The sequence below is a fragment of the Oscillospiraceae bacterium genome (genome assembly GCA_009780275.1).
GTDB lineage: Bacteria > Bacillota > Clostridia > Oscillospirales > UBA929 > WRAI01.
In genome coordinates this window covers 1-22895 of record WRAI01000026.1, presented here as the reverse complement: position 1 = coordinate 22895, position 22895 = coordinate 1, and the positions used below count along the sequence as shown (strand labels likewise).

Genomic DNA, 22895 nt, shown 5'->3' with positions numbered 1-22895 from the left:
GGTATAGTCGGGCGGAAGATGCCGCCCCTACATTGCGTTTTGCAATCTTTTGATAACACGGTCTTTGCCTAACACTTGCATCACGCTATACAAATCCGGCGCGTTTTGCCGCCCACAGACGGCGATACGGATAACTGCCATAAAGTCGGCGATTTTCACAATTTCCATTTCGGCAGCGAGTGCTTTCATGTTGTCGAACCAAGTTGGCTTGTCCAACGTCAAATCAAGTTGTGCCGCAGTAGTTTGTAAAATTTTCTGTCGCACGTCCGGTGCAATCTTTGCGGAAAATTCGTCATGCATAACAAAGCAGTCGTCAAAGAAAAATTCTAAATAACTCACAGCATCTTGCCAAACAGTTAAATCCTTACGCGGTTTTTCTCCGCCGCGCCCGATGTTGAGCATGGCGACGCTGGCTTGCTCGTCGCGCCGCAAACATTCGGCGAATTCCGGCGCGAATTCTTGTGCCCATGTTAGCAGTTGCGTGTAAGCTTCTTCCGCTGACATAGCGGCGATGATGTTCTTAGAAATATCGTTGAGTTTTGCTATGTCAAACAGTGCGCCCGATGCGCTCAATTTATTGATGCGCACTTCGAAGTCATCTAACGGCGCAGATAGATGATTTGATCGCCATTCTTCAAAATCCGAGAACAGCAGCGTCATAACATATTCACGCACCGCCGGAACGGGATAGCCTGACTTTTTGAAATAGCGCATATCGGCTTCGGGGTCCTGGCGCTTTGACAGCTTGCGTTTTCCGCCGTTGTCGAGTTTCATGACTTGTGCGTGGTGAATGTACTCGGGACGCTGCCAGCCCAGCACGGCAAATAATTCAAGATGTATCGGCAGTGACGGTAGCCATTCCTCGCCGCGTACAACGTGCGTCGTTCGCATAAAATGGTCGTCACAGACATGGGCGAAATGATAAGTCGGGATTCCGTCACTTTTCAGCAGGACAATATCTTGGTCGTTGGGTGTAATGGACACCTCGCCCTTAGCTAAATCTCGGAACTTACTATCATATGCTGCGCCGCTTGCTCGCAACCGTAAAACCCACGGCAAACCGTCTTTCAAATGCTGTGAAACCGTTTCAAAATCACACGCACGGCAGGTCGCCCACGCGCCATAATAGCCGGGGTTGAGCTTCTGCTTGGTTTGCTCCTCGCGTTTGGCGGAAAGCTCTCCAGACGTGCAAAAGCAGGGATACGCCTTGCCGTCGCAAACCAATTGTTTGGCAATGGTTTGATAAATGTCCTTGCGGTCTGTTTGGCGATAGGGAGCGTATTTATCCGGCGTGTTGGGCGTTTCGTCAAAAATAACACCGAAATCGGCTAAACCTTGCACCAAAAGAGCTTCGCCATTCTCGACAGTCCGTGTGGCATCGGTGTCCTCAATGCGTAGGTAGCAAATCCCTTTACTTTGCTTAGCCAGCAGAACATCGATGGTTGCACTGTATAACGCGCCAAAATGCAAGAAGCCCGTTGGGCTGGGCGCAAAGCGTGTTACGCAAGCACCGCCGAGCAAGTTACGCGGCGGATATCGTGTTTCGATATCGGCGGGAGTAGCTGTGATGTCAGAGAAGAGTAGGGTGGCTAAATCGTGTGTGTTCATAAAAAATCACCTCTAGTGGATAGTATAACCCATAGAGGTGATTTTTTCAAGTTACAAAAACGCACCTCTTGCTAAACGAAAAAAAGACTTGCTCAATGAGCCAACTTCTGCTATAATATTGTCTATAACTTAAGAAAAGGAGGTGGCGATTATGCCATGGTTTTTATTGGAGAGCGCTACAAATGGTGAGCCGTCTGTGAACCCGATGGGTGGATTGGTACAAATGCTGATTTTTATCGTGCCGCTGGGGTTAGTGTTTTACTTCATGATTCTGCGTCCCGAGCGCAAGCGTAAGGCACAACGTGCGCAAATGCTCAATGAATTGATTGTAGGTGACGAAATTACCACAACCGGCGGCATTGTCGGGCGTGTAATTCAGATTAAAGATGATAGCGTTATTCTCGAAACCGGCGCAGATAAGACAAAGATTAAACTTATGCGCTGGGCAATTGCGTCAATTACGCCGAAAGAGCAAGCATAGCGCATATGGCATAAGACTAAGACATACCCTGTAGTATCTAAAAATAACAGGGGAGGTCTCAAACATGTCAAGGCATCAAGTTGAAGTCACGCCAAAACATATGGCGTTGGCATTGGTTAAGGGTGGATTATTTGGATTGGCAGCGACATTGGCAATTGTGCTGGCAGCATCACCATTGTTGGCGATGGGTCTATTGCCACAGTCATTTGTGTCTGGGCTGGCAATGATTGCCTGTGCTGTCGGTGGTGCAAGTGCCGCGTTGTTTGCCACGCGTAAGTTGGAAGGTTATACGCTATGGATTGCCGCCGCAAGCGGGATTGCCGTCTTCGTATTGCTGTATTTACTAGGGGCGACGTTGTTCGTACGCATTCGTCCGTCAGCAAACAGTGTGCCAATTTTCCTTGCAGCACTGGGTGGCGCAATTGGTGGCGCGGTTTTGCGGAATATGCAGGGGCGCAAACGGGTGAACCGGTAAAATCACCTCAATGATAATCGGAATATACTTACATAAAGGAGAAATGAACATGAAACGCATTGAAACCATTCACGAAGGTAACATGAAAGCATCGCTGGAAAAAGGCGGCTGTGGAGAATGTCAAGCATCTTGCCAGTCGGCATGTAAGACGTCTTGCACCGTGGCAAATCAAGATTGTGAGGCGCAAGAGAAATAAAGTGCCCACACAAGCTTGGTAGGGGGCGATGTCCACATCGTCCCTTTTCTATACAAATAATTATACACAATATACAGGCGGTGTATAATTATTTGCGAATAAACAAAGAAAAACAACGAAACGACTGCGAGATAATACAATGACACATACATTTTTTGTGCGCGGGAAGCATTTTATTTTTGATAGCGAGAGCGGCGCATTGCACAAAGGGGACGCGTTAATAGCGGAAATCGTGGCTGAGATTACGCCGCCGATGAGTGAAATTTGTCCGCCTGAAATGATTGAGTTATACGGAAATGACGGCACAGAAATTTGGGCGGAATTATATGCTTTGCAGCAGGATGGGCAGCTCTTTACGCCCGAAACCCTAGCGGTGATGGAGAACCCTGGTGTTATTAAGGCAATCTGCTTACATGTCGCTCACGACTGTAATTTGCGTTGTGAATACTGCTTTGCGGGCACGGGCGATTTCGGGCAAAGCCGCGGTTTGATGGATGTGGAAACGGGCAGACAAGCTGTGGATTTTTTGTTGGCCCACGCCGGCAATCGGCGGCATTTGGAAATCGACTTTTTTGGCGGCGAACCGCTGATGGCGTGGGAAACTGTTGTGGCAACTGTCGCTTATGCCAAGCGACAAGCGGCGGCGCATGACAAGGTCATTCGCTTGACGCTGACGACCAATGGCCTATTGCTCGACGATATGAAAATCGACTACATCAACACCGAAATTGACAATGTAGTGCTATCGCTGGACGGCCGTGTCGGCGTGCATGACGCCTTGCGCAAAACAGTCAGCGGCGAAAATAGCCATGCCTTGGTGCTGGAAAAGTTTCAAAAATTAGTGGCACAGCGAGAGAAAAGTTACTATGTTCGCGGTACTTTTACGGTAAAAAATTTGGATTTTAGCCAAGATGTATTGGCGTTGCGTGAGATGGGGTTCCGCCATGTATCCATTGAGCCAGTTGTCCTTTCAGCGACGCATGAATTAGCGATTTTGCCGCGGCATATTCCTGAAATTGAGGCGGAGTATGAAAAATTGCTGGATATTTTGGTAAAAAGGCCGGATATCAACTTTTTTCATTTCAATGTCAATCTTGATAGTGGGCCTTGCGCATATAAACGTGCCAAAGGCTGTGGCGCGGGTGTGGAGTACGTTGCTATTACGCCGGAGGGCGATATTTTTCCTTGTCATCAATTTGTGGGGCAATCTGAGTATAAATTGGGCTCATTGCACCACGGTATCCAAGGAAACAAGCATGACTTTGCTTCACATAATCTTTACACACGGGCGTTGTGTGCTACGTGTTGGGCGAGATATCTTTGCGGTGGTGGCTGTCCGGCAGCTAATTTGACTGAAAATGGAAACATTGAAACACCATATGAAATTGGGTGCCGCCTTGCCTGTAAACGCTTTGAGTGTGCGCTATCACGGCTGTAAATCATAGGGAATGCGCAAAAAATATTATAGACTACTCTTGATGCTATGATGTTGAGAGTAGTTTTTTTGTTAGACTATATGAAGCGGTTGACAAAATTATGCGAAAAATAGTTTGTGCAAGTTGCCGATACTAAATATGGTTTTACGTCTAAACCTATATCAATATCTTGTGGAAAAACGTGGCGGCAGATGCAAGTTTACATAATTCGATTTACATAATTCGATAGAAATATTCAACAAAGGTGCCGAAATTTTAAGTTTTCGCTTGCAATTATGGGAAACTTGGGCTATAATGTGGTTCACATAGTCTTGCTATTGAGGTTATGTACACAATATATAGGGGTGGGTTGGCGCGATGAGGATAGGTTTTGTAGGCATGGGCAACATGGCAAGGCCTATCGTGGCGACTGTCGCCAGGCATCGGCTCATTGGCAAGGCCGACTTGTTTGTGCATGATCCGTCGAGCGAGGCTGCGGCATACTGTCAAAAAATGGATTATGTATACTGTCAAAGTAATGCGCAAGTGGTGGCGGAGAGTGACATAATATTTTTACTTATCAAGCCGCAATACTTGATAGGTGTATTGCAATCGTTGACAGATTGCTCAGCCGAAAAATGCTTTGTTTCCTTTGCGGCCGGCATCACAACGGCATCTATCGCAGTGCAGTTGCATCCGACGGCGAGTGTTATGCGCGTCATGCCTAACACGCCGATGCAAATCGGTTGCGGTGCGTGTGCGCTGGCAATACCGAAAGACAATGTGCCGATGGCTTATGTCGATTTTTTGCGTGAGATTTTGGACGCTTCGGGTATGTACGTCGAATTGCCGGAAGCGCAGATGGATGCGGTTATTGCTGTCAATGGCTCGACGCCAGCGCTGTTTTACCAATTGGCACAGGCCATTGCGCAATTTGGCGCAACGCATGGCATTGATGAGAAAGATGCATTGCTGCTTGCGGCCAAGACAATGGAAGGCTCGGCAAGAATGCTCTTGCAAGGTGACAGTTCGCCTGACGCGCTAACCAATGTCGTCACCTCCAAAGGCGGCACGACATTTGAAATGTTACAGACATTGCGCGGCAATAGGTTCTACGATGCGTTAAATGACGGATTGACGGCGTGTGTAAAGAGGGCGGAGGAGTTAGCTAAGTAATCGTGGTGCTAGAGAATTTCTACTTTTGGAGGATATGACGAGGAGCAAAAACGACAAAGGTGAAACAAATGTCAAAAAATATGTTCTTGCTTTTTTTGCAGGTATGTTAACATTTAATTTAGTATGCGCTTGTTGCATACCGTTTGCTTAACATAAATTGCTTCCCCCCTGCGTAGGTATAGGGCAGGAGGGGACGAGCATGAAAAACTTACTTAGGCGTTTACAAACCTTTTCGGCGGACAACCCCGCCGTATTAATGGTATTGATGGGTGTGTGTTTCATCATCGGCGCATTTGCAGGTGGTTATATAACCGCGCACTTGCAGGGAGAGTCACGCCTGCGATTAACACAAACATTCCACGATTTGTATGCGCAGTTACAACTGGGAAACATGTCCACGATTTCGCCGTTGCCGGCAATACGGAATGCTCTATTACTGCCGACTATTGTTTACATATTTTCATTTAGTTTGCTTGGCGTGGCAATTGCGCCATTTGCCATGGCTGTCAAGGGGTTTGCCTTGTCGGTGACGGTGACAGCGTTTGTGATGTCGCTTGGGCTGAACGGGCTATGGTTTTCCATTGCCAGTGTAGGCATTCCGGCGCTGGTTACATTGCCGCTATTCATGCTTGTGTGTATGTACACATTTCGAAGCGCATTGCGACGAACGACCGCAAAAACGTCAACCGGCAAACCATCACGGCGTATGGCGGCGCAAGCGATACTGACGGTGGCCGGGTTGTTTGCCACTACTGCAATCTACGAGGCCTATGCTGTTCCGCCGTTGTTGGGTTGGCTTGCCTCTCGGATATAGCCCATATTTTACGAATTGCCGAGAAATGCGGCTTTCACACAAAAAAGGAGTTTAGCACTATGCAACAAATGCAACAAATGATACAGGGTTACGAATCTTATCTGCGCGATACGCGCGGCGCGTCGGAGAACACACGCGCCAGCTATATGCGTGACTTGAAGCATTTTCATCATTATCTGCAGGAGGTAGATGTTGATGATTTTTGCAGGGTTGACCATGGTGTTGCTGAGTCATTTTTGGCGCGGCAAAAAGAAAATGGCAAGAGCACTGCAACTGTCGCGCGAACAGCGGCAGGATTGCGCTCATTCTATACATACCTGCAAGGCCGGGATTTGGTGATGAGCAATCCCATGATGAAGGTTAAGACCGACAAGACAGAGCGTAAAGCGCCGCAGGTTTTAAGCAGTCAAGAGGTCAGTAATTTGCTTGATCAGCCGGAGTGCAATGACGCCAAGGGCTACCGTGACCGCGCAATGTTGGAGTTGTTGTACGCCACCGGAATTCGTGTGACTGAGTTAGTGCAGTTAAATATGAGCGATGTCATCATGAATGGGCAATTTATTAAGTGTATGACATCAAAAAAAGAGCGTATTGTACCGTTGTATCCGACAGCGATTCAAGTCCTGCAGAACTATTTGAACGGACCGCGGGATGTAATGCTGCGTGGACAAAAGCAGGATGCGCTGTTTCTCAACTGTAACGGCGAACGTATGACGCGTCAAGGTTTTTGGAAAGTTGTTAAAACATATCAAAATAAGGCAAATATTAGTGCTGATGTTACACCACAGACATTGCGGCACACATTTGCGACACATTTGCTTGAAAACGGTGCCGATTTACATTCTGTGCAGATGATGATGGGACACGCCGACATTTCCTCAACGCAAGTATATGCCAGCTTGATTAAACAACGCATCAATGAGGTGTATCAAAAGGCACATCCGCGGGCGAAGTAGGACAGGAAAGTAAAATATATCATAAAGTATCCCGATGTTGTTATAGCCGGTACAATATTATAAAGCCACTCGGTTTCATTGCGATTTCAATGATTATTTGATTGATGCTCAAAAATATGAAACAGCAGATATAGCGAAATTTGGTCGTGAATTCCATGAACAATGGATTGTAGACTTGTCTTGCCCTGTTTTACGCATAGACGGAATGGCTGACATTGCTAAAAGTGTCGATTATATTGTATTGCGATTCATTAAATCTACTTACTGAATCGTAAAAGGATTTTCTGTATATAACTACTTCCCTATAGGACAAGGAAACGTCAAGTCCGAGTCTATGGGGGGTTTCTATGTCTTAGAAAAGCTTATATGGCAACCTCGTGCTAACCCTTTACAAATTTGTTAAAATCAAGTACAATAGGTGTATCAATATATGGAGGGCATAACGTGGCACCTATTCTCGACTTTATGGGTCGTTACAATAAACCGGGCAAAGGCGTGGATAAAGATGCGCCGGAAAAACGCCCGTTTTTTAAGTTTTTTGAACTGCTATGGCGCAGGCCGGGTCGACTAGTCGTGATTAATATTCTTTATTTCATCACAACGCTGCCGTTTATGATGGTTTTCTTTAATTTGGTCAATTTGGCTTTTGGCTTGGCAACGCAAGCCTCAGTGGATGGAGAAGCATACCTTAGTATGATGGCGCGGGTATTTCCATTGCTCGATTGGCCATGGCAAGCCTGGCTGATACTCGCGGGTATTGGCGCATTGTTGTTTGGGCCGTTCACTTGCGGGCTAACTTATGTTTGCCGCAATTTTGCGCGGGAAGAGCATGCATGGACGTCCGATTACTTTGCGCGCGCTAAGAAAAATTGGCGGCAAGGCATGATATTGGGCATCATTGACTTGCTGATTTGCAGTGTGATTGTCTTCAATATTTTTTTCGCACCGCACTTGGTAGAGAATCCCGGAGAGCTGCTCTTTGTTATCGCGCGTTACGGTACGGTTGCCATCGGCCTCAATTACTTTATTATGCGCCCGTATCTCTATCTTTTGGTTGTGACTTTTTATCTGCCGTTGAAAACAATTTTCAAAAATGCTTGGATTCTCTCAACTGCAACGATGTTACGCAGCATTATTTTCTTAGTTGTTGCGACAGTAACGTTTATGCTGTTCCAAATGTGGTCGGTGCTGGAAATGATCTTTATATTGTTTGCCTTCTCTTTTTGGTCGCTTCTTTCGATGTTTTTGGCGTGGCCGGTCGTAGTGAAATACATGGTAAATGAAGATGACCCTATGTTGCAAACGGCGGCGACTGAAAGTGAGGAAGATGAGTTGGGTGAGAATATTGAGGATGCGTAAACGGCGTGAACGCGAGGGCATTCAAGCTGAGGACGCGCTCTTTGACGAGATAAAAAGTTGTGAAAACAAATGCATTTTCTGCTTTATTGACCAAAACCCATTGAAAATGCGCCCGTCGATTTATGTTAAGGACGATGATGTACGGCTGTCGATTATGACAGGCAGTTACGTTACGTTGACCAACTTAACCGAGCAGGACGTGGCGTGGATTTTGGAAATGCAAATCCCGCGATTGCATGTTTCTGTGCAGGCGACGGATGAGGCTTTGCGCTGTAAGATGATGGGCAATGCACGGGCGGGGGAGGCTTTGCAATGGCTGAAAATTTTTGTTGAGGCAGGAATTGAGTTACATGGGCAGGTGGTTGTTTGCCCCGACTACAACGATGGCAAACAGCTTGTCAAAACGTTGGAAGATTTGCGACAGTATGGCTTTGAGAGTATCAGCATTGTGCCTGTTGGCTTGACGGCGCATCGTGAAAAGTTGACGTCGTTGCGAGCTGTGACGTGTGAAGACGCTAATGATATCGTTGCGCGGTGCAAGCCCTTTAAGAATGTCTATTGCGCCGATGAACTATATTTGACGGCAGAGCTGCCGTTCCCGAGTTTAGAGGCATATAGTGATTTTCCGCAGCTGGACAACGGCGTGGGCATGATGGTATTGTTTCGACATGAGTTTATCTCACATAAAAAACGAAAATGGCAAAAACCAAAACCATTTACGTTGGTGACAGGTATAGCTGCTTTAGCGTTTTTTAGAGAGTTGTTGCAAGATTTTCCGCAAGGGCAAGTTGTCGCGATTGAGAACCATTTTTTTGGCATGGGCGTTACGGTGGCAGGATTGGTCACAGGCAGCGATATGATTAAACAGTTGAAACCCGGCAAGCATGAGCGGCTGTTGATACCATCAAATATGCTGCGACATGAGCAAGATGTATTCTTGGACAATATCACGCCGGCACAGGTGGCACAGGCGATTGGTTGCCCTATACGAGTTGTTCAGAATGACGGTGCGGCATTGCTAGACGCCATATATGGGAGGAAATAATGATGCCACTTGCAAAAACACCGCCGATGGGCTGGAACTCATGGAACACATTTGGCTGGAATATCTCGGAAGGCTTAATTAAGGAAACGGCGCAAGCCTTTGAAGACAGGGGCTTAAAAGCCGCGGGATATGAGTACCTCGTGTTGGACGATTGCTGGTCGTTGCGTCAACGCAATGCTGATGGTAAACTGGTTGCCGACCCGGAGAAATTCCCCAATGGCATGAAGGCATTGAGCGACTGTCTGCACGGACGTGAGCTGAAATTCGGGCTGTATTCCTGCGCGGGTGTGCTGACGTGTGCCGAGTACCCGGGTAGTTTTGAGCATGAGTTTGCTGACGCGCAAACTTTTGCCGAGTGGGGCGTTGATTTTCTGAAATATGATTATTGCAACCGCCCGCTCAACCATGACGGTAAGATTTTATATCGTCGCATGGCGATGGCGTTACGCAACTGCGGGCGCGATATTTTGTTCAGTGCCTGTAACTGGGGTCATCATGAAGTGGAAAAGTGGATTCGTTCGTCGGGCGCGCATATGTGGCGGTCGACTGGCGATATTGTTGACAACTGGGAGTCGGTTAAATCCATTGCTAAAAGCCAAATCGGCAAAGAATGTCATGGCGCGCCGTATTGCCACAACGACATGGATATGCTTGTGGTCGGAATGCGTGACAATGGCACGTTTGTAGGTGGCGGGGGATGCACCGATGAACAGTATCGTACGCACTTTTCACTGTGGTGCATGATGAATTCGCCATTGATGATTGGCTGTGACGTGCGCAATATGAGCGACGAGGCACAAGCGATTTTGACCAATGCCGAGTTAATTGCACTCAACCAAGACCCTGAGGGACGACAGCCTTATGTCACACGGCACTGGGATTGGGATGACGCCGGGGCGCATACTTTTGTCAAGCCATTGCATGACGGTAGTTATGCAATCGGGCTTTTCAATCTTGACGATATGTCGACTAAGGCATCAGTACAGTTTTGGGATATGGGATTGCCTGTTGCATCGGGTTACGGATTCAAATTGCGTGACTTGTGGGCGCGTGAAGAGGTCGGCGTGGTTAAAGAGGGTATGAATATGCAAATCGATGCGTATAGTTGTAAAGTTTATCGTGCCGAGTTGGTAAAAGTTTAATTTTTGGAGAAAACGTTGTGAAAAAACCGATTATCGCCATTGTTGGGCGACCAAATGTAGGAAAAAGCCAGTTGTTTAATCGACTTGTTGGGCGAAAATTGTCTATTGTGGAAGACACGCCGGGCGTGACGCGTGACCGTTTGTATGCCGATATCCAGTGGCGTGGCAAGGACATTGCGCTGGCTGATACCGGTGGTATTGAGCCTAAGGTCAAAGATGGCATGCTTAAGTTTATGCGTGAGCAGGCACAAATTGCCATCGATACGGCTGACGTGATTGTGATGCTGGTCGATTTGCAGACAGGCGTGACAGCGGCCGATCAAGATGTTGCTGTCATGTTGCAACGGTCGGGTAAGCCTGTGATATTGGCAGTCAACAAGGCCGATAGGCCGGGGCATACCGATCCATTGGTATTTGAATTCTATAATCTAGGATTGGGTGAGCCGCATCCCATTTCAGCGATGCACGGTTTGGGTGTGGGTGATTTGCTGGACGCTTGTTTTGATTTGCTGCCGCAGTCAGATGCGCCGGACGAAGATGACGATATAATCGCCGTGGCGATTATCGGTAAGCCCAATGTGGGTAAGTCGTCGTTGCTCAACAAAATTATCGGCGAAGAGCGCGTCATTGTCAGTGATGTTGCTGGCACGACGCGTGATGCCGTCGATACGCCGTATGCCGACGAAACGGGACAGTATACATTGATTGACACCGCTGGGATGCGCCGCAAGTCGCGTATTGATGATGATATTGAATATTACAGTGTATTGCGCACTGTGATGGCTGTCGAACGCGCTGATGTATCGCTGATTATGATTGACGCAACTGAAGGTGTCACAGAACAAGACACAAAGGTTGCGGGGTTGGCGCACAACAACGGAAAGCCTGCGATTATTGTTGTCAATAAATGGGATTTAATTGAAAAAGACGATAAGACGATGAGTAAAATGCGCGCCGAAATTGCTGAGGCATTCAAGTTTATGAAATACGCGCCCATTCATTTTATCTCAGCATTGACAGGGCAGCGAATACCGAAAATCTTTCAATTGGTGCGTACAGTATATGAACAGAGCCGCCGTCGTGTCACGACAGGTGCGCTCAACGATATGCTCAGCCACGCTACGGCGCGGCTGCAACCGCCGTCCGACAAAGGGCGCAGGCTAAAAGTCTTCTACGTTACACAGGTTGACATTTCGCCACCGACATTTGTGATGTTCTGCAACGATGCGCGATTGTTTCATTTTTCGTACAGGCGGTATCTTGAGAATAACATTCGAGAGACATTCGGGTTAAATCACACGCCAATTAAAATCATTACAAGGTCGAAAACTGACGACACAGGAGGGGATTGAGATGCCTGTACATTTTTATTACATATTGGTTGGCATCATAGCCTATTTGTTGGGAAGTTTGAACTTTTCACTGATTGTTTCGCACTTTGTCTTCCGCAAGGATATCCGCGAATACGGCAGCAAGAGCGCTGGGGCGACTAACAGCTTGCGTATGATGGGCAAGAAATGGGCGGCCGTTATCTCACTTGGCGACTTTGCAAAAGGCGCAGGTGCAGTGTTGATTGGGCAAGCGATTATGTATGGATTGGATCGTGGTGGATTCGGTGTCGGCGAAGACCCGATGCTATGGGGGCAGGCGATTGCCGGCTTGTTTGTCATTGTTGGGCATATGTATCCTGTCTTCTTTGGCTTTCGTGGCGGCAAGAGTGTATGGACAACCGGTGGTGTGATTGCTATTTTTGATTGGCGGGTGGTGATTGTATGTCTCGTTGTTTTTGTCATTATTGTGATATTGACGCGCTATGTTTCACTTGGCTCCATGCTGGCGGGCATTGCCGCGCCGATAGCTATGTGGTTATTTAATCGCGGCTGTGATGAAGCTGACTATTTTATCGTTGTGACAGCGATTTTATGTTTGTTGGTCGTTGTCAAGCACTACCAAAACATCGGGCGGTTGCTCAAAGGTACGGAGAATAAGCTTAGTCTGCGCCGCAAGAAAACGCCGGAGCGTGAGATGTAATGCGTTTACGAAAACCAAAGAACTTTGATAAACGATGGAAAGCTGTTGCGCCGCAGTACCTTATTGTCAATTTCACTGAAAAAAATATTGGCGGCAATAATACGCTTTTACGTTTGGAATTTGGTTGTGGCAGGGGAAACTACTTGACAGCGCAAGCTGCTAAATTTCCTGATGTGTTGCACGTTGGTGTGGAACGCAATCAGCCTGCATTGTTAAAAGCAATGGAAATGGCACATCGTGCGGGGTTGGATAATATCAAGTTCATTGATGGTGACGTGCAAGATATTACGGAATGGTTTGCCGACGGAACGATCAACCGTCTTGACATTCTCTTTTGCGACCCGTGGCTGAAAGATCGCTATGCCAAGCGGCGGCTGACACATCGAAATTTTCTTGCGGCATACCATAGGTTGCTAAAAGCTGACGGTTTACTATGCGTTCGAACGGATAATGTGCCACTATTTGAGTTTACATTAGAAGAACTGGAACAGTGTGGTGGCTGGAAGATTGCCTCGCAGACACGGGATTTACATGGGAGGGGAGGCGCGGTAGCGCAGATCGATACTGCTGAGAGTATGACGGGATATGAGGAGAAATTTACAGCGCTGGGTGTACCAATTTGCGAGGTAAAGGTTTTGAAAAGAGAGGACTTGGGAATTTATTGTTAAATAAAACAAACCCCTTGGCATAGCTTGAAGCTGCGCCAAGGGGTGATTATTTTGTCGTAAAATTTATTTATCCGCCAATGCCGCTTTCGATTGTTCCGTCAACGCCGCAAATGCAGCCTTGTCATGAATGGCCATCTCAGATAGCATTTTACGGTTGAGTGAGATGTTTGCCAGCTTTAAGCCGTGCATAAAGCGAGAGTAGTTCATATCATTCGCCTTTGCGCCGGCGTTGATCCGTGCGATCCACAGACGGCGGAAGTCGCGCTTGCGCAATTTCCGGCTGATATAAGCGTAACGAAGTGATTTCATAACGGCTTGGTTCGCCATTTTGTAGTGTGTTGACTTTGCGCCCCAGTAGCCGCGGGCTAATTTTAATATACGTTTACGACGCGCGCGCGTCATTTTAACATTCTTGGCTCTTGCCATGATAATAGTCCTCCTGAATTTATATCGTTGGTGTCACGCCTCTAACCGTTCGCGGTCAGTTACATAATCACGCGATGAAAAGTGTGGTTTTCGTCTGCGCATCTTACCCGCCCTGCTCACGGTATAGGCAGCCCTTAGCTATATGGCAGCATATCGCGGATGCTCCGCTCGTTGGTTTTATCCACGCCTGTGGTTTGGCGCAAGCCGCGCTTACGTTTGGTGCTTTTTTTCTCCAAAATATGGTTCTTTCCGGCGTGCGCACGCTTAATACGGCCCGATTTGGTCATTTTGAAGCGTTTGGCTGCGCCTTTGTGCGTTTTCATTTTAGGCATATTGGTTGTTACTCCTTTGTTGTTTCCTTTGTTTCGACATTTTCGAGCGGCTTAGTTTTTTTCTTTGTCTCCGGCTTGGGCGCAAGTTTAGCACTCATGAACATCGTCATATGTCGCCCGTCTAGCTTGGGTTGTTTATCAACAACGCCCAAGTCAGATAATGCCTCGGTAAACTTGAGAAGCTGATCTCTACCCAACTCGGTATGTGCCATCTGACGACCACGGAACCGAATCGTAATCTTCAACTTGTCGCCCTTTTCCAAGAATTTTCGTGCCGCTTTCATTTTGAATTCAACATCATGTGCGTCAATATTCGGCGATAAGCGAATTTCATGTGTTTCAACAATATGTTGGTTACGTTTCATTTCCTTTTCGCGCTTAGATTGTTCAAAGCGATGTTTGCCGTAATCCATAATTTTACAGACCGGCGGGTCAGCATTGGGCGAGATTTTAACTAAATCCAACCCCTCATCGTAGGCTTTTTCCAACGCATCTGCGCCGCTAAAAATGCCCAATTGTTCACCATCTGACCCAATCAGACGTACTTTGGCGTCCCGGATGGCATTATTGATTTGTTGTTCGTTTTTTGCGATGTGAAATGACCTCCTCCTTAATAAAATATCAAAAAAAGGGATTTGCAACGCACAACCCCCATACAACAACGCAAGTAAAATCACGTCAACGTATTGGACCCGGCGATACAGAAATCGGCAGGTGTGGGCGTTACGCCACAACTTACTCATGTAGTATAACAGATGTTGGGAAGGCTGTCAAGCATTTTTTTACACTAGACTTATAATTTGTGCCTGTTGCGTCACAGGATTTGCACCGGTTTATGCGGCTGGTATGTTTATATTGCGTACTCATATACAATCCTGCCTCCTCCGGCGTATACATTTTCTGCACCTTGGTTTTCACTAAGTGTAAAAGAAAGTCTTTCATGCAACATAATGGAAGGATTGTTGTCGGCATCAACAAATGCAAGTAGCTTGACTGCGTTTTTATGCCGCACTCAATCATTTTTGCCGCCCATCAATGCAACCATATCACGATAACTAAAATAAATCACTCCATGTACGTCATCCATGCTGTTAATGATTGCTCGCTGTGCAGATAATTCATCGTTTGCGGCCCACACCTCCGCAAATGCCTCGTCGGTTTGCTTATACGCCGCCAGTCCAATATAGAGGCGAACGTCTGAATTCTGTAAAGCATCGCGCCACCACGGCAACAGTATATCAAAACAAGCCAGGTCATGGCCGCGTTCCCAGTAGATTTGTGGGGCGATGTAATCAACATATCCACGCTCAATCCATGTCAATGTATCGGCATATTGTGCAAACAATGACTGGCGTCCGCCGGTGTCGCTGCCGTTGGGGTGATGATCGGCATTTGCCCAAATGCCGATTGGGCTGACGCCGAACCGCGCGCCATGGTAATGCGCGATGGCTTGGCTGTGGCGCAGCAGCGCATTGACATTTTCTTTGCGCCATGCGGCATGCTCTGTACTTTGCCCGTATCGCGCGAAGATTAGGCTGTCATTAAAATGTGTTGACGGATAAAAATAATCGTCAAAGTGAATGCCGTCAACGTTATAATTTTCTAAAATCTCAGCAATACCGGCTAAGATGATATTTTGAGAAGCTGGATTTCCGGGATCGAGATAAAGTGAGCCGTTGTGGATAACAACTAAGTCAAGGTGTTGCAAGGCAAAAAGACTTATGCCAGACGGCGTACTTAATCGATAGGGGTTGATCCATGCGTGCAGGCGCATGCCGCGAGCATGGGCGGCCTTAACCCAGCTTTGCAGTGGGTCGAACTTGGCATCAGGTGCAACGCCCTCTGTACCGCTAACCGTCGCCGACCATGGAAAAATGCTTGATGGATAGAGCGCGTCGCCAAACGGGCGAACTTGCAGAAAAATATCAGTCACGCCCCATGCGGCGCAGGTGTCGGCCATGATGTCAATTTCTGTTTGTAATTCGGTGGCAGTCATGCCGGAACGCGACGGAAAATCAATATTCCATGCCGAGGCAATCCATATCCCCTTGACAAATTCGTTGGGCGTGTATGGTGTGACATTTTCATTGCGTCGTGTGCTTTGATTTGGATTACTTGTCGAGACATCGTAGCGTGGAACAGGAATCAACCATAACAACAGCAAACAAAACGCGAAACATAAAATACTCCAACGTGCTTTCATGCTTGTACCTCTTTTGTGTGAATGATAGAGTATATGTGCGAAATCGGTGTGTATGTCAAGTGTTTGGCAAAAGTGATGTTGCCGCTATTGCTGTTGGTAAGTCTGACTTTGAAAAGGCTTTATCGCTAATGGCATATGTCCATAAAGAATTATTTTTTCCGGGCAGCAATATTTCTCCTGTCGAAAACATTCCACGATGAAAATAAAAACCCGTTAAGCATAATGGAATAAGGAAACAATATCTTAATCGAAAAGATATACAGTTCAAAGGCATTGAAATTGATAAGCGATGGACATTGATTTTGAACGGAATTGTGTGTGAAACGTATGACGAATGGTATAAAATTTACATGGCAAAAAACTGTTTTAGGTTTGCATTTCCGCAAAAGAGTAAGTTCAATTATTCAAATGCTGATGCAAGATATGTCTTTGCAAATCCGCTCGGCTATAAAGTGAAAAATGAGTATGATACAATTGCAGCAGAAAGCCATGTAATATATATTGACCATTTCTGTTTCGTAGTATAAGCATTTTTTCCCAACGCAAAAACTAACCCCCACAAAAAAGGAAAATCCTATCTCGTGGGGGGCTAATTTCAATAATTTATTTCAACAAAAAGCAGATGTCAAGGATGATGTTGCCTTTATCATCGGGCACGGTAAAGCGCGGGCAGACATATCGCTCGAAGCACCAGCTGTCATCTCCGCAAGCTAAATCAAACTCCTCTTGTTTGAGCCGGTCGGCACATGCACCTTCGTGAAAATAGACTTCACCGTCTTTGCCATAGACCCAGCAAACGCCGAGCTCGCTTTTGGGGAAATCTATGCAATCAAACCCATCGGGGGCGATTGTGTTCTCTGGTGTAAAGTAGCCAATCCAGTACTCAAATGCGCCGTCTTTTCCGCGCATTAAGCCGATGCTGCCGTCCCCCTCTTTGAGGCCGCCCTCAATTTGGTCTTCAATTTGGTCAAACCAGCCGTTGCTGAACCACTCACACCATTTCGCGCCAAACGTGCCGTTTACGCGGTCACTGTCGCCATATTTTTTGCCGATAAACCGTTTTGCACCCATGCTTTCTTTGTAAACTTTGATGATTTCTGCCATGACCTTGTTCCTCACAATATTCTTGCGCTATGACGCATAATTGTCAAAATATCCTTGAATCAAAATCACCGGCGTACCCTTGTCGCCGCTGCCGCTGATGAGGTCACACAACGAGCCGAGCAAGTCAGAAATCTGACGCGGTGTCGTACCGAGCGATGCCATTTTGCCCATTAAATTGACACCGTCTTTGTCTTCGATGGCCTTTTCAACGGCGGCTCTGGCAGCGTCCTTGTCCATATGGCCAAAGGTGTTGTCGGCCAAATATTTGAGCTTGATTTCGTTTGGTGTCCCCTGCAGGCCGCTTGTAAAGGCGGGGCTAATCACCGGGTCGGCAAGTTCCCAAATGCCGCCGACAGGGTCTTTGAAACCACCATCACCGTAAACCAGCACCTCAATATGTTTGCCAGTCATATTGCGCAAAGCTTGACTGCACGCCTCGACAAATGTGCCGCAATCGCGTGGGAAGAGTTTAAGCCGGTCTTCGCCGGCGGTGTTAGCGCCGAGCAGTCCATATTCTTCGTTGTATCCGCTGCCGTCAATCGACTGCGACAGTACATCCTCGCGCCCAATTACTTTCTCGGCGCCGGCAGCCAGTAAGGCTCGTTTGGTGCGCGCTCGGGTATGAATATCAGCAACAATTATGTTTTTTGTATATTTCAAGATGGCTTTTGGGTCAGAGCAAAAGATGATTTCAATGTTGTTATGCAGCGATTTATAGTAGTCCAAATAGTCAACACCGGTAAAAATATGCTTGACATCATTGCCAAAAAGGTCACGGTATTTTTTCTCATCAAGGCAGTCGCTGTAAGGATTTAGCCCCTTATCGTCGATGTCTTCCCAACTGACAAGCTGATTGCCAACTTCATCGGCGGGGTAGGAGAGCATGACAGTGACTTGCTTGGCACCCATGGCAATGCCCTTGAGCTCCATCGCAAAGCGATTGCGGCTCAAAATGGGAAAAACCACGCCGATATGCCCGTCGGGGAATTGACGGCGTACGTCGGCAGCAATTTGCGCCGTGGTGGCATAATTGCCCTGCGCCCGCGCCACAACGGCCTCGGTTACACCGATAATATCTCCGTCGTTGAATATGATATTCTCATTGTCCTGCGCCTCTTTGAGGCTTTGACAAACGATGGAAACCAAGTCGTCGCTTTCACGAATAATGGGTGTGCGAACGCCAAGCGCGCGAGTTCCGATTGTACGCATAATGGTAGTGCTCCTTTCAAACTGAAAAATTATCACCATGATTAAGTATATCATAAACACAGTTGACTTGCAACAACTGTATGCTTGCTCTTTCATATTTTTTTTGCTATAATAAACGCAGCAACCGAGAGGATTACACCCATTATGAAAATCAACTGGTATCCCGGCCATATGGCAAAAACTGAGCGCATGATGGAGGCCAACATAAAGCAAGTTGACGCGATCGTCGAATTGCTTGATGCTCGTATCCCGCGTGCCAGCCGCAACCCGCAGCTTGATGAGCTTGTGGGCGGAAGGCCGCGGCTGATCGCCTTGAACCGCAGCGATTTGGCTGATGGCGAAGCAACTAAGCAATGGGTTGATTATTATAAAACACTCGGCAGTCAAGTCATTGTGCTTGACTGCAAGTCAGGGCAGGGGACAAATCAATTTTCCGGAGCCGTACGGCGACTGTTGGCGGACAAAATCGCAGCGCGAACGGCGCGTGGGCAAGTCGGACGTCCGGTGCGTATCATGATTGTCGGCGTGCCGAATGTAGGGAAGTCTTCGCTGATTAACCGTGTCGCCGGCGGCATTCGAGCAAAGGTAGAAAACCGCCCCGGCGTCACACGCGGTAAGCAGTGGATACGTGTCGGTGACGGCGTTGAGTTGCTCGACACGCCCGGCATTCTCTGGCCCAAAATAGAAGACGAGCAAACAGGATTGTTGCTGGCCTTCACAGGTGCCATCGGCAGCAATGCCTTAGACGAAGAGACGTTGGCCTATCATCTAATGATTATGCTTAAAGAGCGCTATCCGCAAGCCTTGTTGGCGCGGTATAAACTTGATGTCAGCGGTATCGATGATGTCGACTTGCTCGAGGCCTTAGCACGCAAGCGCGGTATGTTGGCATCAGGCGGTATCCCCGATTTGGAGCGAGCGGTCAACTTAATTATCACGGAATTCCGCAATGGGTTGTTGGGTCGCATGACATTGGAGGATGTAGGGTGTGGTGATTTCGATGCGCCATGTGAGGACAAGGAGGACGCCATATGAACCACGTTTACGAGCGACAAGCCCGCGCAAAAGGCTACTACGCTGTTTGTGGTGTTGACGAAGCCGGTGTCGGGCCGTTGGCCGGCGATGTCTATGCCGCAGCGGTGATTTTGCCGTCTGTTGACGACTGTCAAGCCTTATCTCTTGACGGGCTTGATGATAGTAAGAAACTCACACCCAAAAAACGCCTTGCACTATCACAACGCATTCAGGGGCAGGCAATTGCGTGGTCTGTTTCCACGGCAAGCGTGCAAGAAATCGACCAATTCAACATCCGCGGCGCGACACGCCTTGCTATGCAACGTGCCATCGAAGCATTGCAACCGTCCGCCGATTATGCGATTATAGATGGCAACTACAATTTTGAGCTGCCGTTGCCATACCAAGCCATTGTCAAAGGCGACACGTTGAGCCTATCCATTGCCGCCGCTTCAATCCTTGCCAAAGTCGCGCGTGACATATATATGCACAAGTTGCATGAGGTGTATCCGGTATACGGTTTCGACCGTCACAAAGGCTATCCAACCAAAGCGCATTACACTGCGTTGCAAGCCTACGGTGCGTCACCAGCGCACCGCCGCTCGTTCAGGCTGTCATGAGTGTGGCGCTGATGAGAGGAGAATGGGGAGAACGGGTTGCTCTCGACCATCTGTGTGAGAATGGATATGATATTGTCGAGCAGAATTTCCGAAGCCGGTACGGCGAAATCGATATCGTGGCACAACAAGGTGACACGATCGTCTTTATTGAAGTCAAAACACGCGCGCCGCACGCTATGGTAACGGGCATTGAGAGCATTTCACCGTCCAAACAAAAGAAATTACGCTATACCGCTGAAATGTATTTGACAAAGTTCAACAATATGCCGCCTGCTCGTTTTGATGTCATCGACATCGTGGCAAATGGCTGGACAGTCGAGAGCATTGAACTGATTGTAGACGCATTTTAATCATAAGGGGGTTTTTCATGCCAAAACGCACCATATTCTCCATATTGCTGCTGTCCGCCATCATGTTGGGTGTCATTATGTTCATCCCGCTCGGCGGGCAGTCGAGCGTTGATTCAAACATTGCCTTTTCACTGCCTGGCGGCTTGCACAATGGCGGTGATGTTGTTGCAGTTTTGAACATTCCCACGTACGGGCAAGTGCGCTACACGCTAGACAGCACTGTGCCCCGCATGGGCTCTCCCGTATATCGTAGCCCTTTCACCTTGCCCGAAGCTGCCGAACCTAGAGGTGATGCCACCGTCATACGCGCCCAACTCTTCGTGCGCGGCGAGCCCGTTGGCAATGAAATTATCGCCACCTATTTTACGGGTGTTTCACTTGACAGACTGAATATGCCGGTTATTTCTCTCGTTTCTGATCCGCACAATTTTTACGACTATGTTTACGGCATCTATGTCTACGGCCATGTGCGCACCCAATGGGTGGCCGACAACCCCGACGAAGAGGTGACACCCCGCTCGCCGGCCAATCGCAACCAACGTGGCCGTGCATGGGAGCGCGATGTGCATATTGAACTCTTTGATGTCGATATGACACCCCTTGCGGTACAGGCCGCCGGGGTGCGTGTGGCAGGAACTTCGTCGCGCACACTTCCGGGCAGAGCCTTACGGTTGTTTGGCCGTGAGGAACACAGTGGTGACTTGTATTTTCCATTGTTTGACGATTTGTATGACCGCCAAGGCCGCGCAATGACTGACTTCGCCAGCCTAACACTGCGAAACAGCGGAAACGATTTTAACAATGCGTTCATTCGCGATGCCCTGGTCAACCGTCTGGCGGCGGAATCCGGCTTTAACGCCGTTTCGGCATACCGACCTGTAGTCATCTTTCGCAACGGACAGTACAAAGGCATACGTAATATGCGCGAACATTGGGGAAGTCCGCAATACTTGGAAGCGCACTTTGGTGTAGATGCGTCCAGCGTTACCGTTCTGACTGACGGCATTGGCGATCCGCGCCTGAGCTTCGGGCGTGAGCGCGACTTCGATGATTTCAAAGAATTGCACCAATGGATGGGACGTGTCAATTTGGCTCGCGATGCCAATGTCGCTTACTTGAACAGATTTTTAGATGTCGACAATTTTATGCGTTACGCCGCCATTCAAATTGTATCCGGCAACTCCGATTGGCCGCAAAACAATGTGCTGATTTGGCGCGGACTCGGCAATACACCATATGGCGATGGGCGCTGGCGGTTTGTGTTAAAAGACTTTGACTTTGCGCTTGGATTTGCCTCCCAGTCATGGCGTGACACATTGGGGCATGTCACGTCGCGGTCGCGACTTTTTCGTGGTCTGTTGAGTAATCCGACTTGGCAAGCCGCCTTTGTCACTGAAGTTGAACGCCTGCTGGCAACATATTTTCACCCTTATCATATTATCGCTACAGCTAACGAGATGCGTTTGCATATCGTACAAGAAATGGAACACTTTGTACCACTGCACGATATACTGTCATTTGAACGGCAAGATAACAGCTTTGCGAGACTGTATCACTATGCCATGGTGCAGCCGGCATTTCTCGCCGAGCGATTTTATGAACAGCTCGGCGTGACATTACAATTGCCGACGCAATCGCCGCCACCTTTGCCTAGCTTGGGGAGCTACACTTTTCCGCATAACAGCGTAATTCTGGGCGGCAGCATGTTCGACAGCCGGTCACAGCGCATGGACGGCGTGCTATCAGTTAACATTGACGGAGAATGGATATCAATCGAAGCCTATGCCGAGGCCAACAATTTGCTCGTTTTCGTCCACGCCGCCACCGACAGCGTCATTTTCAGCCCACAGATAGAAACACCGGAACGGCCGGAACTTTCGTAGGGGGAATATTCATGCTGCCTATATTTGACGCCCATGCCGACACGATCTCCCACTTACTTAAAACAGGGCAATCTCTGCGCCGAAACAATGCACAAATTGATCTTACACGCCCCATTAAAAATCACGCGCAATTTTTCGCCTTTTGGGGGCATTCGTATGACGGCTTGATGGCAACCTTCCAACATGAAATACAGGCCAACGCCCAAAGCATAATGCTCTGCAAAAGTGTGCAAGATTGTAAAGATGCATGGAAAAACGGAAAGTTAGCGGCCTTTTTATCCATTGAGGGGGCAGAAGTCATCGACTGTCAAATTGAGCGGATTGACAGCATATATACCGATGGCGTGCGCATGATGGGGTTGACTTGGAATCACGCCAACGCCTTGTG

At 47.9% G+C, this 22895-nt stretch carries 25 protein-coding genes; 18 read left to right on the top strand and 7 right to left on the bottom strand.

What is annotated here, in order from left to right; genetic code table 11:
- Nucleotides 1-27: 27 nt before the first annotated feature.
- Nucleotides 28-1608, bottom strand: coding sequence for a glutamate--tRNA ligase (gene gltX, locus FWE06_08220; protein ID MCL2547155.1), 1581 nt, complete (start codon nucleotides 1606-1608; stop codon nucleotides 28-30).
- A gap of 151 nt (nucleotides 1609-1759) precedes the next feature.
- Between gltX and yajC the strand changes: the two genes are divergently transcribed.
- The 13 genes from yajC to trmB all read left to right on the top strand — a co-directional run bounded on the left by yajC (nucleotide 1760) and on the right by trmB (nucleotide 13366).
- Nucleotides 1760-2089: a preprotein translocase subunit YajC gene (yajC, locus tag FWE06_08215; protein ID MCL2547154.1), complete on the top strand. Its 330-nt coding sequence runs from the start codon at nucleotides 1760-1762 to the stop codon at nucleotides 2087-2089.
- Nucleotides 2090-2153: 64 nt separating this feature from the next.
- Entirely contained in the window at nucleotides 2154-2564 is a 411-nt protein-coding gene (locus FWE06_08210; protein MCL2547153.1) for a hypothetical protein, read from the top strand.
- Between the two features lie 49 nt (nucleotides 2565-2613).
- The gene (gene scfA / locus FWE06_08205; GenBank protein ID MCL2547152.1) at nucleotides 2614-2760 is read left to right on the top strand and encodes a six-cysteine ranthipeptide SCIFF; all 147 of its coding nucleotides are present in this window, start codon (nucleotides 2614-2616) and stop codon (nucleotides 2758-2760) included.
- 139 nt (nucleotides 2761-2899) lie between these two features.
- Complete coding sequence (gene scfB, locus FWE06_08200) at nucleotides 2900-4198, top strand: thioether cross-link-forming SCIFF peptide maturase (GenBank protein ID MCL2547151.1); 1299 nt, start codon at nucleotides 2900-2902, stop codon at nucleotides 4196-4198.
- 355 nt (nucleotides 4199-4553) lie between these two features.
- Nucleotides 4554-5351, top strand: a complete 798-nt coding sequence (proC, locus tag FWE06_08195) for a pyrroline-5-carboxylate reductase (protein MCL2547150.1) — start codon at nucleotides 4554-4556, stop codon at nucleotides 5349-5351.
- A 199-nt stretch (nucleotides 5352-5550) separates the two neighbouring features.
- Nucleotides 5551-6165 (top strand): stage II sporulation protein M, encoded by a 615-nt coding sequence (locus FWE06_08190; protein MCL2547149.1) that lies wholly within the window; start codon nucleotides 5551-5553, stop codon nucleotides 6163-6165.
- Between the two features lie 59 nt (nucleotides 6166-6224).
- Nucleotides 6225-7121 carry a site-specific tyrosine recombinase XerD gene (gene xerD / locus FWE06_08185; GenBank protein ID MCL2547148.1) on the top strand — a complete coding sequence of 299 codons (897 nt, stop codon included), beginning with the start codon at nucleotides 6225-6227 and terminating at the stop codon, nucleotides 7119-7121.
- Nucleotides 7122-7565: 444 nt separating this feature from the next.
- Entirely contained in the window at nucleotides 7566-8480 is a 915-nt protein-coding gene (locus FWE06_08180; protein ID MCL2547147.1) for a DUF624 domain-containing protein, read from the top strand.
- On the top strand, nucleotides 8473-9525 hold the full coding sequence (locus FWE06_08175) for a DUF512 domain-containing protein (protein ID MCL2547146.1): 1053 nt from the start codon (nucleotides 8473-8475) through the stop codon (nucleotides 9523-9525). Before FWE06_08180 ends, FWE06_08175 begins: the two co-directional genes overlap by 8 nt.
- Nucleotides 9525-10667 (top strand): glycoside hydrolase family 27 protein, encoded by a 1143-nt coding sequence (locus tag FWE06_08170; protein MCL2547145.1) that lies wholly within the window; start codon nucleotides 9525-9527, stop codon nucleotides 10665-10667. The genes FWE06_08175 and FWE06_08170 overlap by 1 nt, the downstream gene beginning before the upstream one ends.
- A gap of 17 nt (nucleotides 10668-10684) precedes the next feature.
- Nucleotides 10685-12019, top strand: a complete 1335-nt coding sequence (gene der, locus FWE06_08165) for a ribosome biogenesis GTPase Der (protein ID MCL2547144.1) — start codon at nucleotides 10685-10687, stop codon at nucleotides 12017-12019.
- A gap of 1 nt (nucleotide 12020) precedes the next feature.
- Nucleotides 12021-12698 carry a glycerol-3-phosphate 1-O-acyltransferase PlsY gene (plsY, locus tag FWE06_08160; protein MCL2547143.1) on the top strand — a complete coding sequence of 226 codons (678 nt, stop codon included), beginning with the start codon at nucleotides 12021-12023 and terminating at the stop codon, nucleotides 12696-12698.
- Nucleotides 12698-13366: a tRNA (guanosine(46)-N7)-methyltransferase TrmB gene (gene trmB, locus FWE06_08155; protein MCL2547142.1), complete on the top strand. Its 669-nt coding sequence runs from the start codon at nucleotides 12698-12700 to the stop codon at nucleotides 13364-13366. Before plsY ends, trmB begins: the two co-directional genes overlap by 1 nt.
- A gap of 63 nt (nucleotides 13367-13429) precedes the next feature.
- On the opposite strand, the gene rplT is transcribed toward trmB, so the two are convergent.
- From rplT to FWE06_08125, 6 genes are all read right to left on the bottom strand, one after another.
- Nucleotides 13430-13792, bottom strand: a complete 363-nt coding sequence (gene rplT, locus FWE06_08150; GenBank protein MCL2547141.1) for a 50S ribosomal protein L20 — start codon at nucleotides 13790-13792, stop codon at nucleotides 13430-13432.
- A gap of 134 nt (nucleotides 13793-13926) precedes the next feature.
- Nucleotides 13927-14124: a 50S ribosomal protein L35 gene (gene rpmI / locus FWE06_08145; protein MCL2547140.1), complete on the bottom strand. Its 198-nt coding sequence runs from the start codon at nucleotides 14122-14124 to the stop codon at nucleotides 13927-13929.
- Nucleotides 14125-14132: 8 nt separating this feature from the next.
- Nucleotides 14133-14759 (bottom strand): translation initiation factor IF-3, encoded by a 627-nt coding sequence (gene infC / locus FWE06_08140; GenBank protein MCL2547139.1) that lies wholly within the window; start codon nucleotides 14757-14759, stop codon nucleotides 14133-14135.
- A 377-nt stretch (nucleotides 14760-15136) separates the two neighbouring features.
- Complete coding sequence (locus FWE06_08135; GenBank protein MCL2547138.1) at nucleotides 15137-16327, bottom strand: family 10 glycosylhydrolase; 1191 nt, start codon at nucleotides 16325-16327, stop codon at nucleotides 15137-15139.
- 603 nt (nucleotides 16328-16930) lie between these two features.
- On the bottom strand, nucleotides 16931-17431 hold the full coding sequence (locus tag FWE06_08130) for a hypothetical protein (GenBank protein ID MCL2547137.1): 501 nt from the start codon (nucleotides 17429-17431) through the stop codon (nucleotides 16931-16933).
- A 27-nt stretch (nucleotides 17432-17458) separates the two neighbouring features.
- The gene (locus FWE06_08125; GenBank protein ID MCL2547136.1) at nucleotides 17459-18643 is read right to left on the bottom strand and encodes a coenzyme F420-0:L-glutamate ligase; all 1185 of its coding nucleotides are present in this window, start codon (nucleotides 18641-18643) and stop codon (nucleotides 17459-17461) included.
- Between the two features lie 141 nt (nucleotides 18644-18784).
- On the opposite strand from FWE06_08125, the gene ylqF reads away from it, so the two are divergent.
- The 5 genes from ylqF to FWE06_08100 all read left to right on the top strand — a co-directional run.
- Nucleotides 18785-19675, top strand: coding sequence for a ribosome biogenesis GTPase YlqF (gene ylqF, locus FWE06_08120; protein ID MCL2547135.1), 891 nt, complete (start codon nucleotides 18785-18787; stop codon nucleotides 19673-19675).
- Nucleotides 19672-20274, top strand: coding sequence for a ribonuclease HII (locus FWE06_08115; GenBank protein MCL2547134.1), 603 nt, complete (start codon nucleotides 19672-19674; stop codon nucleotides 20272-20274). The genes ylqF and FWE06_08115 overlap by 4 nt, the downstream gene beginning before the upstream one ends.
- A gap of 11 nt (nucleotides 20275-20285) precedes the next feature.
- Complete coding sequence (locus FWE06_08110) at nucleotides 20286-20624, top strand: YraN family protein (GenBank protein ID MCL2547133.1); 339 nt, start codon at nucleotides 20286-20288, stop codon at nucleotides 20622-20624.
- 17 nt (nucleotides 20625-20641) lie between these two features.
- Nucleotides 20642-22507, top strand: a complete 1866-nt coding sequence (locus tag FWE06_08105; protein ID MCL2547132.1) for a CotH kinase family protein — start codon at nucleotides 20642-20644, stop codon at nucleotides 22505-22507.
- A gap of 11 nt (nucleotides 22508-22518) precedes the next feature.
- Nucleotides 22519-22895 (top strand): membrane dipeptidase (locus FWE06_08100; GenBank protein MCL2547131.1); only part of this gene is annotated, 377 nt, incomplete at its 3' end.

Bases quoted from the DNA above. Each gene is read 5' to 3' on its own strand.
- gltX (MCL2547155.1), bottom strand. From the start codon at position 1,608: ATGAACACACACGATTTAGCCACCCTACTCTTCTCTGACATCACAGCT.
- yajC (MCL2547154.1), top strand. From the start codon at position 1,760: ATGCCATGGTTTTTATTGGAGAGCGCTACAAATGGTGAGCCGTCTGTG.
- FWE06_08210 (MCL2547153.1), top strand. From the start codon at position 2,154: ATGTCAAGGCATCAAGTTGAAGTCACGCCAAAACATATGGCGTTGGCA.
- scfA (MCL2547152.1), top strand. From the start codon at position 2,614: ATGAAACGCATTGAAACCATTCACGAAGGTAACATGAAAGCATCGCTG.
- scfB (MCL2547151.1), top strand. From the start codon at position 2,900: ATGACACATACATTTTTTGTGCGCGGGAAGCATTTTATTTTTGATAGC.
- proC (MCL2547150.1), top strand. From the start codon at position 4,554: ATGAGGATAGGTTTTGTAGGCATGGGCAACATGGCAAGGCCTATCGTG.
- FWE06_08190 (MCL2547149.1), top strand. From the start codon at position 5,551: ATGAAAAACTTACTTAGGCGTTTACAAACCTTTTCGGCGGACAACCCC.
- xerD (MCL2547148.1), top strand. From the start codon at position 6,225: ATGCAACAAATGCAACAAATGATACAGGGTTACGAATCTTATCTGCGC.
- FWE06_08175 (MCL2547146.1), top strand. From the start codon at position 8,473: ATGCGTAAACGGCGTGAACGCGAGGGCATTCAAGCTGAGGACGCGCTC.
- FWE06_08170 (MCL2547145.1), top strand. From the start codon at position 9,525: ATGATGCCACTTGCAAAAACACCGCCGATGGGCTGGAACTCATGGAAC.
- plsY (MCL2547143.1), top strand. From the start codon at position 12,021: ATGCCTGTACATTTTTATTACATATTGGTTGGCATCATAGCCTATTTG.
- trmB (MCL2547142.1), top strand. From the start codon at position 12,698: ATGCGTTTACGAAAACCAAAGAACTTTGATAAACGATGGAAAGCTGTT.
- rplT (MCL2547141.1), bottom strand. From the start codon at position 13,792: ATGGCAAGAGCCAAGAATGTTAAAATGACGCGCGCGCGTCGTAAACGT.
- rpmI (MCL2547140.1), bottom strand. From the start codon at position 14,124: ATGCCTAAAATGAAAACGCACAAAGGCGCAGCCAAACGCTTCAAAATG.
- FWE06_08135 (MCL2547138.1), bottom strand. From the start codon at position 16,327: ATGAAAGCACGTTGGAGTATTTTATGTTTCGCGTTTTGTTTGCTGTTG.
- FWE06_08130 (MCL2547137.1), bottom strand. From the start codon at position 17,431: ATGGCAGAAATCATCAAAGTTTACAAAGAAAGCATGGGTGCAAAACGG.
- ylqF (MCL2547135.1), top strand. From the start codon at position 18,785: ATGAAAATCAACTGGTATCCCGGCCATATGGCAAAAACTGAGCGCATG.
- FWE06_08115 (MCL2547134.1), top strand. From the start codon at position 19,672: ATGAACCACGTTTACGAGCGACAAGCCCGCGCAAAAGGCTACTACGCT.
- FWE06_08110 (MCL2547133.1), top strand. From the start codon at position 20,286: ATGAGAGGAGAATGGGGAGAACGGGTTGCTCTCGACCATCTGTGTGAG.
- FWE06_08105 (MCL2547132.1), top strand. From the start codon at position 20,642: ATGCCAAAACGCACCATATTCTCCATATTGCTGCTGTCCGCCATCATG.